This window comes from Pseudoalteromonas sp. CO342X (assembly GCF_004208915.1).
GTDB classification, from domain to species: domain Bacteria; phylum Pseudomonadota; class Gammaproteobacteria; order Enterobacterales; family Alteromonadaceae; genus Pseudoalteromonas; species Pseudoalteromonas maricaloris.
Genome location: NZ_SGPH01000003.1, coordinates 1 through 12,119, shown reverse-complemented (window position 1 = coordinate 12,119; position 12,119 = coordinate 1). Strand labels below are relative to the sequence as shown.

10 protein-coding genes are annotated in these 12,119 nt (G+C 44.8%); 4 read left to right on the top strand and 6 right to left on the bottom strand.

Annotated elements, in window-relative coordinates:
* Nucleotides 1–21: 21 nt before the first annotated feature.
* A complete protein-coding gene (locus EXT47_RS00460; RefSeq protein WP_010374369.1) occupies nt 22–1,149 on the top strand; it encodes a fatty acid desaturase in 1,128 nt (375 codons plus the stop codon).
* A gap of 35 nt (nt 1,150–1,184) precedes the next feature.
* Nucleotides 1,185–2,621 (top strand): Si-specific NAD(P)(+) transhydrogenase, encoded by a 1,437-nt coding sequence (gene sthA / locus EXT47_RS00455; RefSeq protein ID WP_039494790.1) that lies wholly within the window; start codon nt 1,185–1,187, stop codon nt 2,619–2,621.
* Nucleotides 2,622–2,671: 50 nt separating this feature from the next.
* Here sthA and EXT47_RS00450 read toward each other — a convergent pair whose 3' ends face one another.
* Together EXT47_RS00450 and EXT47_RS00445 are read right to left on the bottom strand one after the other, a co-directional pair.
* Nucleotides 2,672–3,913, bottom strand: a complete 1,242-nt coding sequence (locus EXT47_RS00450; RefSeq protein ID WP_130125706.1) for a hypothetical protein — start codon at nt 3,911–3,913, stop codon at nt 2,672–2,674.
* Entirely contained in the window at nt 3,894–4,541 is a 648-nt protein-coding gene (locus EXT47_RS00445; protein ID WP_130125705.1) for a methylamine utilization protein, read from the bottom strand. Before EXT47_RS00445 ends, EXT47_RS00450 begins: the two co-directional genes overlap by 20 nt.
* A 201-nt stretch (nt 4,542–4,742) precedes the next feature.
* Here EXT47_RS00445 and EXT47_RS00440 point away from each other — a divergent pair, with 201 nt between their 5' ends.
* Together EXT47_RS00440 and EXT47_RS00435 are read left to right on the top strand one after the other, a co-directional pair.
* On the top strand, nt 4,743–6,776 hold the full coding sequence (locus tag EXT47_RS00440; protein WP_205991245.1) for a glycoside hydrolase family 97 protein: 2,034 nt from the start codon (nt 4,743–4,745) through the stop codon (nt 6,774–6,776).
* 115 nt (nt 6,777–6,891) lie between these two features.
* Nucleotides 6,892–7,092, top strand: coding sequence for a hypothetical protein (locus EXT47_RS00435; RefSeq protein WP_010374359.1), 201 nt, complete (start codon nt 6,892–6,894; stop codon nt 7,090–7,092).
* A 125-nt stretch (nt 7,093–7,217) separates the two neighbouring features.
* Here EXT47_RS00435 and EXT47_RS00430 read toward each other — a convergent pair whose 3' ends face one another.
* The 4 genes from EXT47_RS00430 to EXT47_RS00415 all read right to left on the bottom strand — a co-directional run.
* On the bottom strand, nt 7,218–8,630 hold the full coding sequence (locus EXT47_RS00430) for a glycosyl hydrolase family 18 protein (RefSeq protein ID WP_130125703.1): 1,413 nt from the start codon (nt 8,628–8,630) through the stop codon (nt 7,218–7,220).
* A 182-nt stretch (nt 8,631–8,812) separates the two neighbouring features.
* Nucleotides 8,813–9,121: a transposase gene (locus EXT47_RS00425; protein WP_205991244.1), complete on the bottom strand. Its 309-nt coding sequence runs from the start codon at nt 9,119–9,121 to the stop codon at nt 8,813–8,815.
* A 216-nt stretch (nt 9,122–9,337) separates the two neighbouring features.
* The gene (gene gntD, locus EXT47_RS00420) at nt 9,338–10,360 is read right to left on the bottom strand and encodes a guanitoxin biosynthesis L-enduracididine beta-hydroxylase GntD (RefSeq protein WP_130125702.1); all 1,023 of its coding nucleotides are present in this window, start codon (nt 10,358–10,360) and stop codon (nt 9,338–9,340) included.
* 4 nt (nt 10,361–10,364) lie between these two features.
* Nucleotides 10,365–12,119 (bottom strand): condensation domain-containing protein (locus EXT47_RS00415; protein ID WP_130125701.1); only part of this gene is annotated, 1,755 nt, incomplete at its 5' end.

The window sequence follows — 12,119 nt, the reverse complement described above, 5'->3', positions numbered from 1 at the left end:
ATTAGATTTTGAGATTAATTGATGAAAAAACCACCCATTTTATGGACCAATGTGCTGTTCTTTAGCTTATCGTTTTTAGCTGCGATCACTTTGGTGCCTTGGTATGGCTTTGAATACGGCTATACCACCAGCCATTGGGTAGCTTTTGTTGCCTGTATGTTTTACGCCGGTCTGTCGATCACCGCTGGGTATCACCGCTTATGGGCACATAAAGCCTATGACGCCCATCCTGTGATTCAAGTTATTTTTGCGTTGGGTGGCGCATTCGCGTTACAAAACAGTATATTACATTGGAGTAGCGATCACCGTGTGCACCACGGCCAAGTCGACGACCCAGTAAAAGATCCGTACGCCGCAACACGAGGCTTCTGGTATAGCCATATCGGTTGGATGCTGAGAGATTATCAAGGCGAGACTTACGGTGATTATAATAACGCCAGAGACTTACAACGTAACCCTATCGTGATGTGGCAACACAAGCACTATATGAAATTGGTGTTACTTACGAATATCGGCATCCCGTTAGTGCTAGGTTTATTACTCGGTAATGTGTTTGGCATGTTGTTACTTGCGGGTGTACTCAGACTCGTACTCAGTCAACATTTTACTTTCTTTATCAATTCACTGGCGCACATTTGGGGTAGTCGTCCTTATACCGAAAAAAATACCGCGCGAGACAATGGTTTGCTAGCTTTATTCACTTATGGTGAAGGCTACCATAACTTTCATCATATTTTTGCCAGCGACTACCGTAATGGCATTCGCTGGTATCACTATGACCCAACTAAATGGCTGATCCGTACTTTTGCAGCACTAGGCCTTGCCAGTAAGCTAAAACGCACTCCGGTTGAACGCATTGAAAAAGCCAAGGCGGAGACCTTGTTGAATAAGACTAAAGTCAGTCTCGCAAAATTGCCTTTGGCGCAAGATAAGCTTACATTGTTACAACAAGAGTATGATTTACTTCTTAAAAAGCTTCAAAACTACTGTACTGTGCAAAAACAGGTACTCGAAGCGAAGAAAGAAGCAGTACTTGCACAGTGCGAACATTCCGCACTGATGCAACAATATAAAGAGCTAGAACAAGCTTGGGAAAGCCAAAAACAAGCTTGGATTGCACTAAATTCGAGGCTACTGAAAACGGCATAATGTTCAGCGGCCTCAATAACTAAAGGGGTGAGGCCGTGAGCAAAAAAGCTGCAGAAAAAACCGGAACTGTTCCACAATCCTATCAATACGATGCCATTATTATAGGCACCGGACCTGGCGGCGAAGGCGCCGCCATGAACCTCTCTAAAAGTGGTAAAAAAGTCGCGGTTATCGAACGCCAACATGCGGTTGGCGGTGGCTGCGTTCACTGGGGCACCATTCCCTCAAAAGCGCTTCGCCATTCTGTCAGTCGTTTAATTGAGTATAAAGCGAATCCACTTTATCGTTTTACTGAGCGCCCGCAGCGCCATACCTTTCAAGATATTTTGCACCATGCCAGTGATGTGATCTCAAAACAGTCAACATTGCGTTCTAGCTTTTATGGTCGTAACCGCATTCACTTATTTCAAGGCGATGCCAGCTTTGTTGACGCGCATACAGTACAAGTCATTCACCAAGATGGTTCGCAAGAGTTACTCACCGCTAAAACCATTGTAATAGCCACAGGCTCGCGCCCATACCGCCCACCAGGCGTTGATTTTAACCACCCTCGCGTCTACGACAGCGACACTATTTTAAGCCTTGAGCATAATCCTCAGCGCGTATTGATATACGGCGCGGGGGTCATAGGCTGTGAATATGCCTCAATCTTTAAAGGACTGGGCGCAAAGGTAGACCTCATCAACACCCGCGACCGCTTATTGGCCTTTATGGATGCCGAGATCTCTGACGCACTCAGTTACCATTTTTGGAATAATGGTATTGTTATTCGCCATAACGAAGAGTTTGCGAAAGTAGAGACCCATGACAAAGGGGTTATTGTGCATCTACAGTCTGGCAAAAAAGTACGTGCTGACTGCATTTTATGGGCCAATGGCCGCTCCGGTAATACCGAAACACTCAACCTTGCAAGCGTAGGTCTAAAAGCTGATAGCCGCGGCCAGCTTAAAGTCAACGAACACTACCAAACTGAAGTGGATAATATTTTCGCAGTAGGAGATGTGATTGGCTATCCAAGCCTAGCCAGTGCAGCGTTCGATCAAGGGCGTATTGCGGCCAATGCAATTGTGCATGGTGCCTGTGATGATCGTTTGATCACTGACATCCCTACCGGCATTTATACCATTCCAGAAATGAGCTCTGTTGGTAAAACTGAGCAAGAACTCACCGCTGCACGCATTCCCTATGAAGTGGGCCGTGCCCAGTTTAAACATTTGGCTCGTGCACAGATCACAGGCACTGAAGTCGGCAGCTTGAAAATTTTGTTCCATGCAGAAACCAAAGAGATATTAGGTATTCACTGCTTTGGTGAACGTGCATCCGAGATCATCCATATCGGCCAAGCCATTATGGAACAAAAAGGAACGGGTAATAATATCGAGTACTTTATCAATACTACCTTTAACTACCCAACAATGGCCGAAGCCTATCGCGTTGCAGCCTTAAACGGCATTAATCGTCTACTGGACTAACGTATCGTATGGCATGAATAAGCGTGACACCTTGGGCGTCACGTTTATTGTTATAAATTAAAACGATACTCCGCACTGAGTCGCCACACATTATCGCTTTGCTTAGGCTTGCCGTTAAAGGCCTCGCGGCTTGCAACTGTGGTTGTCAGACTCAAAAACTCACCGCCCACCAGCCAATTGCTATTAATTCGATACTTCACTGTAGCGGTCAGTGCATGGCCATCACTTTGGTTTGGGTCGAACTGCCAATCATCTTTGTCGATGACTTTGAACTGCTCCCCCCGCATGGAAAAGCGCCACTCATCGCGCTGATGTGTGAGTAGCAAAAACCAACTATTAAAGTCATTATCAACGCCTCGCTTGACCCCCATAGCGGTATTACCCAGCATGCCTTGTGCGAGTATGTGCGTCTGCGGGGTTAACTTGTAACGCCAAGCTGCACTAATAAATTTAGTGTCCCACGCATACTGCCCAGTTCGGTAATTGATCTTACTTGGATCGCCATTATTATCGTACCAATAGACATTGATCTCACTACGGTTTGAAAAGTCGTGATGATACCCAACATAATAACCAAATCGGCCATCTACTTCCGAAAACGGTTCAACATGCTGTGCTTGATGTTGTAGCTGCGGTGTGTTCAACGACTCTACCGCAGCAAAGGGGAGACTTTCGTTAAACACCGACTGCCTATCATGCACAGTAAAGCCTCGCCATGCGAGTAAAGTGCCAGCCGGATCATTACCCTTAAAAACACCAAACACACCTTTGAATCCCTGACCTCGGCTACGACGAGTCTGCGGCTGCTCAATCGCGACTTCAGCGCCAAATACCCGCACTTCCTCCCCTATCCAAGCATTGATGGCCGAATACTGGTATGTATAGGGTGATGACCAGCCAATATCTGGGTTCTCAATAGAGAACTTCGGATAAAAGCCGCCAGCTCGAACAATCAAGCGGCGACCATTTTTAGGTAGTGTTCGATATTGCAAATACAGTTCTGTAAAGCCGAGCTTGTCATCTGGGTCTGGCACATACTGTGTTACCCCGTGCAAAGACCAAGCGCTAGCAAAATCTACACGCCAATCAATAGCGCCACGGCTAAGCGTAATATCTGACTCCCCTTTCCCAAAACGCGTAACGCCCCATCCAGGCTGATACCAAGCTTTACGATTATCATCATGCTGCCAGGTCGTTTGCAGTTGCCCTTGTCCAGAAATCTCAACGGCACCTGCTTGCCCTATGGCGAATAATGCCAGAGCGGCGCTTAGCTTAGTAATCATCGAAGCCATCGGAGAAATCCTGAAGTGGAGCAACCAGTGTTTGCTTAATTTGATAGGTAATTGCTTGAGTGTTATTCACGATGGAGAGCGGATGCTGTTCTATTTTGTCTATATTTTCAAATCTTTCATGCCATACATTCAGCTTTAGTGCGCTGGCTTGCTGAGCACCTAGGTCGATTGATACTTGGCCGCTGCTATCCGTTACCGCAAATAATGGGCTATCTACAACCACGATATAACCCAGCATCCAATCGTGAATATTGCAGCCAAGCTCAACCACACCGGTTTGATCAAATAATACTTGTTTCGGGTCATCGCGATACAACTTAAGCTCGAACGGCTTTGCAGCAGAGAACGAATAGACGTGGTGCAGAATGGGATCTAAATTTGGAAACGAGACTTGTGTGCCTGCTTGCACCATCAAAATATGGGGCACAAACGCCTTATCCTTTTGCTCCATTTTATAATCTAGCGTCGTTCTTTTGTTATCAAAGCCTTCTCCTTGCAACCACACCGCGGCATTCGCGAGTGGCTGTTTATCAGCATCGACAATTTGCACTTCAAGGGCATTGACTAGACCGGCTTGTAGCATTGCTATCACAACAGCAATACGCCCAAAAATTGTTAGGTTTAGCATAAGCAGTTCAACCTATCCTTATTATTTTTCTTAGCTTGTCTACACTAGACCGAGCGGAATAATTATTACATTCATCGCATTTACAGCATGAATACGTATGCAACTTTTACGTGAACGTTAGCATACAACAGTAAGCTTAGCTTATGTGCAAAAGAACACGAATTTTCGTGCCGACAACAAAAAGGAAAAACTATGCGCCCCATGTCACTTTCCCTGATCGGATTAAGCTTGTTTACGACTACGAGCTTTGCCGCATCTTTAGCTGTGAGTTCACCAGATGGCAAAATCACTTTTACCTTGAGTGATGATAATAGCCAGCCGACCTACCATGTCAGCTTTAACGACAAAACCATTATTCACCCGTCTAAACTTGGTTTTGATTTCGCAACAGCTGCATCGATGCGCGATGGCTTAAGTATCACCACACATCAGCGTAATAGCGTCGATAGCAGTTGGCAACAGCCTTGGGGCGAAGCCCGAGTGATCCAAGATAAGCACAATGAGCTTGCTGTCACCTTTGCTAAGCAGACAGACAAGTCGCCGCAATATACTGTGCGTGTAAAAGTATTTGATGACGGTGTCGGCTTTCGCTATGAGGTTGCTCAAAATCAAGCGCTTTATATCACCAGAGAATTAACCGAATTCGCCTTTGCACAAAGTGATAAAAGTACCGCGTGGTGGATCCCTGCTCGTGGCTGGAATCGCTATGAATATGTATACAACACCACACCACTGCACGATGCCCCACATGTGCACACCCCATTTACTTTAAAGAATCAAGACGGGGTTCATATCAGTGTGCATGAAGCGGCCCTAATTGACTATGCGGGCATGACCTTAAACCAGCGTCGCCCGGGAACATTTGTTGCCGATCTAACACCTTGGTCAGACGGCGTTGCTGTCAAAACCAATGGTAAGTTCAATACACCTTGGCGCACCCTGCAAATAGGCGATGAAGCCACCGACTTGTTGAACTCTCACCTTATTTTAAACCTCAACGAACCAAATAAGCTCGGTGATGTATCTTGGGTTGAGCCGGGTAAATACATCGGCATTTGGTGGGGCATGCACATCAACAAAAATACCTGGGGCAGCGGCGAGAAGCATGGAGCGACTACGGCGCGTACTAAAGAATATTTGAGCTTTGCCGCTGACAATGGCTTTGATGGCGTGTTAGTTGAAGGTTGGAACATAGGCTGGGATGGCGACTGGTTCTTCAACGGTGATGTCTTTAGCTTTACCGAGGCCTATGCTGACTTTAATATTGATGAAATAGCCAAGCACGGAGAAAAAGTAGGTGCACGCTTAATAGGTCATCACGAGACGTCTGGTAACGTCAGCAACTATCGCAATCAAATGGAGGCGGCTTTCGCACTCTACGAAAAAGCAGGCGTTCGCCAAGTTAAAACCGGTTACGTAGCCGATGGCGGCAACATTAAACGCATTGATGCCAAGGGCAATGCCAGATTCGAATGGCACGACGGTCAATTTATGGCAAATGAGTACTTAGACAACGTCAAACTCGCGGCTAAACACAAGATCAGTATTAACACGCATGAACCAATCAAAGATACCGGCCTGCGTCGTACCTATCCAAACTGGATTGCGAGAGAAGGGGCAAGAGGGCAAGAGTTCAACGCATGGGGCACGCCACCAAACCCACCAGAGCATGTGCCAATGCTCGCCTTTACCCGCATGTTAGCAGGCCCTATGGACTTTACTCCGGGTATTTTTGACATGGGCTTTAACGGCCTTGGCGATAAAACCAACCGCCCACAAACCACTCTCGCCAAACAATTAGCGCTTTATGTTGTGCTTTATAGTCCAATTCAAATGGCGGCCGATTTGCCAGAAAATTACCTCGCTAAGCCAGACGCCTTCCAATTTATCAAAGACGTACCCACCGACTGGGAGCACAGTATCGCACTTGCAGGAGAAGTGGGTGATTATGTTGTCTTTGCCAGAAAGGAGCGCAAGCATAAACAATATAGTGGTAACGATTGGTTCTTGGGCGCTGTAACTGATGAGGAAGCGAGAGAAATTCCTATTACTTTAGATTTCCTTGAGTCAGGTAAAACCTTTGAAGCGCAAATCTACGCGGACAGTAATAAAGCCGAATGGAAACAAAACCCGTATGAAATGAATATTTACCGCAAAAAGGTCACAAGTAATGACAAGCTCACGTTAAAACTGGCTGCCGGCGGCGGCGTTGCGATTCGTTTTAAAGCGCTTTAAACATAAAGTGACTACCCAGCAGCTGGGTAGTCACCGCTTTAGGCTGTACATTTAGTAAACTATACAGTAGGGTAAAATAGTCTATTAAGACATTCTTATTTCAAAGGAAAATAATATGAAACTTACCCTAGCAAAGAAAAAACTAAAACAATTAGACTATCAACAAAGTCAACTTGCCGTAAAACTCACACCGCAAGCAGCCGGTGGTAGAGGACCAGAAACCGGCGTTATGTGCGAAACGACTAATAACGATTACTGGTGTCAACGTCCAAGTTCACCGGCTGTTACCTGCAGCGTAATGGAGCGCTGTTTATAAGCATTTCCCACCATATATAGGCTAGATATTATAAAAATATGTAGTTAGCCTATTTCTCAGTCAAACTCTCTATATGCTCAACAGCCAGCTTTCACTCGCCGCCGAGCTGAGTTATACGTAATAATTTACTGACATTGATAGCTTGGTGTTACACCATTAGCAACTTCCCATTTCGCCGTTAATAGCGACGCAGGGCCATTACTGTCATGGGATAGCTCCCAATTCATAATGCCTCCGGCATTGAGCTTAGCGTACTGCGTTTTTGCGCGGATCGTCGGGATACCATTGTAGTAGCTGCTACCATCACTATCGCGACAGGCATTGGCAGGGTTCTCTTGTAGTAAGGTGCGATACGCTTTCCAAGTAGGTCTTGCATAAAATGGTACGCCTAATACGGTTTTTTCTTTACTGAGCCCACGACCTTGCCAGTAAGCTATTGAGTCTTTGGCGTATTGCATAGAAGCATGATCAGTATTGTTCGCGTCGTACGCCATCAAATTTAAAAAGTCGATATCTTGGAATACAGATTCCAACACGCCACCACCGGTATAGCCAAGCGCCACCACAGCTGCCGTCAAGAATTTACCTCTGGCGCGTAACTCAACGCTTAGTTCCTTCATCAGTAATGCATAGTTATTTGCCGAAGCACCGGGATCTGGATATTCCCAATCCATATCAACGCCATCTAGATTATGCTGCTCTACAAACGCAATGACCTCTTGCACGAAACGGGCTCTGCCTTGCTGTGAACTAGCGAATGTCTCAAATGCACTATCGTCGCCCCCGTTCCAGCCACCAATCGCGATCCCCACTTTCACATTGTTGGCATGAGCCGAATTTACTAGCGCTGTCATTTTGCTTAAATTTTCAAGCGGTCTCAGTGTGCCATCTGCATTGGGTAGTAAAAATGAGTAATTGATATGAGTGAGTTTATCAAACTGAATATCACTCACTGCACCTTGCCAACTTGGGAAGTAGCCGACAATTTTAAAATTAGGATCGCCAGGAGGAACCTCGTCAGACACGACACTGAAGTTCACCGCACTCGATTCACCTCGTGCCCCAGACACATCAGTTGCATAGACAGTTAATGCGCGATTACCTAGTCCCTGCGCTTGCCACATCACCTCATAAGGTGCACTGTTGTCAGAGGCGACAAGCGTGCCATCGAGATAGAATTCAACACTGTCGATTGCCGTGTCTTGCGGATGGCTTACTGCCGCCGCTAGGCTAACTGATGAGCCCACTAACACTCGTGCGTTACTGCTTGGGGAAGTGACCGAAACTAAAGGCAATGGCGTTACCGGATCACAACTGCCATTGGCTTGCCAGACATCATAACTATTGGAATTTTGCGCAGGATTTTGGTTTTGCGTCCACCATTTCGCGGTGTATTTAGTTGATTGATAAGTGACCGCGTCGCCACCTGTATATACCTGCTGTGATTGCCATTGTGTTAAGTTGCTACAGTCAACCGCCAGTGCAACTTCCATCGCGCCCAAGAGCGGAAGTGCAATTAATAAATTTGTATATTTCATTACCTTTTTCCATGTTGTATGTCGGCTAAAGCAAGTCGTGCCGAGTTTAAATAAATGTTAACTTGCGATTCTTAGCCTACCAGCATGGACAAATTTCGTACAACGCAACTCACTACGACCTTAGTCTAATGAAAATAGAAAATACTTCTCCTCTTTACGCCATTTATTCATCCGTGATTATGCTAGTTTATAAAATCTCCATACGATGATTTTTCTAACCAAGCTTTAAACTGTGCCAGTAGCGGTGCATTTTGTTGCTCTCTCGCCACCGGCTTTTCTTGCAGGCTCACGGCCTTTGTTGCGTTTTCAACTCGGTATAGCTTTTGAGTATGATTAAGCGTCCAACCTGCTTTTCCGGTTTTACCCCTTAGCCTGCATATCTGCGACTGCTTTCTCACGTGTGACCAACAACCAACAACCAACAACCAACAACCAACAACCAACAACCAACAACCAACAACCAACAAAGGTGGCTGTTGCTTGCTACGCACGCAACTTAGTACGTTGATTATAAAATGTCTTGGCGTTGATCTCGTGCTGCAGGAGAAATTCGGTGACGGATAGTGTGCTTTCTGCTTGTAGCTCTATTAGCAGCTGCTCTGCTTGACGGTTTTGGTTTAGGCATTGTAAGCTCCAAATTGAGATTAGAGCGTTACTTTATGAGCCTGAAGCTTCAGCACTAGGTGTGGTTTGGGTGATGCTTACTTCTATATTATCCTTTGTTTAAGAAAAACACTGCCTTTCTTTAAACTAGTCAACTCTTTTTTAATATTAACACGTTTTAACCATCGATCATTACCGTCATACAAGGCATTAAAGCTGCACCGGCCATGTAATATTCTGTAATTATCGACAAAGGCAATATCGCCCGCCTTAAGTGCTAGTCCAAAAGTATTAACCTCTAGGTTGTCACAAAGGGAGTTAAGAGCACTGGCATACTCACCTTGAGCTTCATCCATAAAATAGCGATCAAGTCTGAGGAATGGTCTGCTCTTATCACCAAAGAAAGGAGCAAACTTGATCCCTTTGCTCATTTCTTCGTTAACTTTTTCCCGGGCTGCCTGTATTTCACCGTCATCAAAAAGACCGTTGTTATATTTTTCTAAATGTGAGTTATCAGGACGAATGATATATTCCTGATGAAACAACAACTCCCTATGCTCAGCCGAAAGTGCATCCAACTTAGGTTTTGAGAAGGTCGTATTTATTTCTTTAGGATTACGAATACACATTAATCCGATAAAATCAGCTCTATGTTCATGAAAGGCATCTTCTATATGCAAAGTAATGACTTCGTCAGATCCTGAGCTGATCTGTTCCTGCTCATGTCCCTTTATCGGAAAAATATCATGAACAAACCTGCCATCTTGCTGAGTTGCCCAACCAAAAACATCCCCAATCGCAGCGCTTAATAAACAAAAAAGAAAGCACTCTTTTTTAGTCGAGACGTTAGGGTTGGTTTCAAGATCTAGGGGGGTGAGTCCTACCTTTTCCTGATCAATGGGAAAGCCGGAAATTACAAAAATCTCCTCACCTGTCCTTTGCTTAAAAGGGATTAATGCTTCCAGCACCCTTCCCGGCAATTTTGTCGCCAACTGCTGTGATTGCTCAAGAAATCTCGGGTCGCTTTCATTCTCATATAAATTTTCAATTTGATAAAGCAAGGTCTCAATAGTATCTATTTCACTATTTGTTAAAGTCACAACTTTAACCATTTCTTCTTTGTACATATTATTAATCCATTATTCCAAGTTTGTCAGCTACAAATACATCGGCTAAATCAACCAGGTTTTCTAAAGCTTCGATATACAACTCCATCAGCAAATCAATCTTCCGGACATCGATTAATCCATCCCAGTAATTCACTTCAGAAATAGCTTTTGAACCATCAACATTTACAGAAGTAAAAAAATCTATAGCATGATGAAATTTGTCACTTGCGTACTCGACATTTACATGATTCCTTTTATGATTCTTATCACCCATTTTGGAATGGTGAAATTGTACATAGTTAAAACATGCGTATGCACTTCTATCTCTGATACTGTTTAAAGGAAACAAGGCATTGCCATTGCTCTCAACATCAATTAACTTCGTTTGCAATAACTCCAAGGCAGGCAAAAGTTCTTCTTTCCCCATAGCGCAGTGCATAGGTACAAAATTCCAAAACAACCCTAATGCATGTACAGGATCAGATAGTCTTTCCGAGCGGCCTGAGGTAACGACATCTATGGTGATGAGATTTTGCTTTAACAAAGCGCTTAAGGCTTTGTAATAAGAGAATAAGAACAGAGTTTTGAGCTGTTTGTTATTAGCTTGCGCGAAAGATTTTAGTTTACTGAATAATGGACTATCGATAACTAAGCGTTTCGAGCAATAGACCAGAGGCTCTCTCCCAAATGTTACTCTAGGCATAGTTTCGGCTTGTTCATGTTGACCTCGCCAAAACTCTTGTTTCGCTTTTGATTGTGACGCTTCGACCTCCAGAGCCACACGCTCTTTGAAAACGTTGACAGCAGCATGCTGTAGTTGCAGCTTGTCACCGGTTTTTACCCTTTCATAACACTCAAACATCTCATTGATAAAACTGACAAAGCCCCAGCCATCATCAATCGCATGATGTGTTGAAATTAAGAACTTCCAGTCACTGTTACTCACTTTAAAGAGTCGATAGCGTACCATCAAACCTTTACCGTCAAAGGTGTAAGGACGTTTAGCATCTTCGGCAATAAAGTCATTCAAAAACGCTTTATGCTCATCTTGATTTTTTGATGTTAAATCGAATTTTTCGAGGGGAAGTTCGACATCACGATGAACAAATTGTAGGTATTGCCTACTATCTTCACAATAGCTAAAAGTAGTTCTTAATATTGGATGCTTCTGCATCAGAAACGTCAATGAGATTGCAAGCGCCTCAGGGTTAAACTCAGGATCACTAAAAGAAAAAAGCTGCTGGGGGGCATATACGCCACCATATTTTACCCCTTCAATATGCTTCTCTATCATCAAAGACTGCATTTGCGTAGCTGGATAAACATCTTCTATCTCTGATGGGCAATCTGCCAGATAGTCCGATATTTTTCCTAACAGAGCAAGTGGCGCCGCATCGCCCTTTTTCCCCCGATCAGTCACATACGTTTGCAGGTGTTGCGCAAGTCCGCCAACGGTTTGATGGCGGAAAACATCTTGGGCACTAAAATGCATATCCACTTTGGCCGCGGCATGCACTAATTGCACGACCCTCATGGAATCCCCCCCTAAGCTAAAGAAGTTATCCGTGATACCAAGCTCTTCAAGCCCCAACACTTCTTGCCAGATCCGGCATAAGGTTTTTTCTGTCTCTGTACTTGGTGCGACATGCTCATCTCTTAATAATATATTCTCCGGCGCCGGCAGCGCCTTACGGTCAACTGTGCCGTTGGCCGTCAACGGAAAAGACTCCAACACCACAAAGGCCGAAGGCACCATATAATCCGGCAGCCCCGCCCG

Coding starts and splice junctions, on each gene's coding strand:
- EXT47_RS00460 (WP_010374369.1), top strand. CDS start 22: ATGAAAAAACCACCCATTTTATGGACCAATGTGCTGTTCTTTAGCTTA.
- EXT47_RS00450 (WP_130125706.1), bottom strand. CDS start 3,913: ATGGCTTCGATGATTACTAAGCTAAGCGCCGCTCTGGCATTATTCGCC.
- EXT47_RS00445 (WP_130125705.1), bottom strand. CDS start 4,541: ATGCTAAACCTAACAATTTTTGGGCGTATTGCTGTTGTGATAGCAATG.
- EXT47_RS00440 (WP_205991245.1), top strand. CDS start 4,743: ATGTCACTTTCCCTGATCGGATTAAGCTTGTTTACGACTACGAGCTTT.
- EXT47_RS00435 (WP_010374359.1), top strand. CDS start 6,892: ATGAAACTTACCCTAGCAAAGAAAAAACTAAAACAATTAGACTATCAA.
- EXT47_RS00430 (WP_130125703.1), bottom strand. CDS start 8,630: ATGAAATATACAAATTTATTAATTGCACTTCCGCTCTTGGGCGCGATG.
- gntD (WP_130125702.1), bottom strand. CDS start 10,360: ATGTACAAAGAAGAAATGGTTAAAGTTGTGACTTTAACAAATAGTGAA.